Source organism: Thauera phenylacetica B4P (assembly GCF_000310225.1).
GTDB lineage: Bacteria > Pseudomonadota > Gammaproteobacteria > Burkholderiales > Rhodocyclaceae > Thauera > Thauera phenylacetica.
In genome coordinates this window covers 1-376 of the sequence record NZ_AMXF01000632.1, presented here as the reverse complement: position 1 = coordinate 376, position 376 = coordinate 1, and the positions used below count along the sequence as shown (strand labels likewise).

The window sequence follows — 376 nt, the reverse complement described above, 5'->3', positions numbered from 1 at the left end:
GGGGCGGGCGAGGGGGCCGCCGCGGGCACCGCAGCCGCGGCCGCGGCGACCGGGATGGCGGCGATCGCCGCGCCAGCGCCGGTCTCGACCTTGATCAGCACCTTGCCCTGGCCGACCTTGTCGCCGAGGGCGACCAGCACCTCCTTGACCACGCCGGCGGCCGAGGACGGCACGTCCATCGTGGCCTTGTCGGATTCGAGCGTGGCGATCGCGTCGTCGACCGCGATCGTGTCGCCCACCTTCACGAACAGCTCGATGATGGGCACCGCGTCGAAGTCGCCGATGTCGGGCACGACGACCTCGACGAGTCCGCCTGCAGCCGCGCCGGACGGCGCGAGCGCGGCGGGCGCCGCGGCGGGCGTGGGCGCCGCGGCGG

General features: G+C 76.1%; 1 protein-coding gene. It reads right to left on the bottom strand.

All coding sequences use genetic code 11. The annotated features are described in order from the left end of the window. A partial coding sequence (locus tag C667_RS24040) for an acetyl-CoA carboxylase biotin carboxyl carrier protein subunit (RefSeq protein WP_004393477.1) occupies positions 1 to 376 on the bottom strand: 376 nt, incomplete at both ends.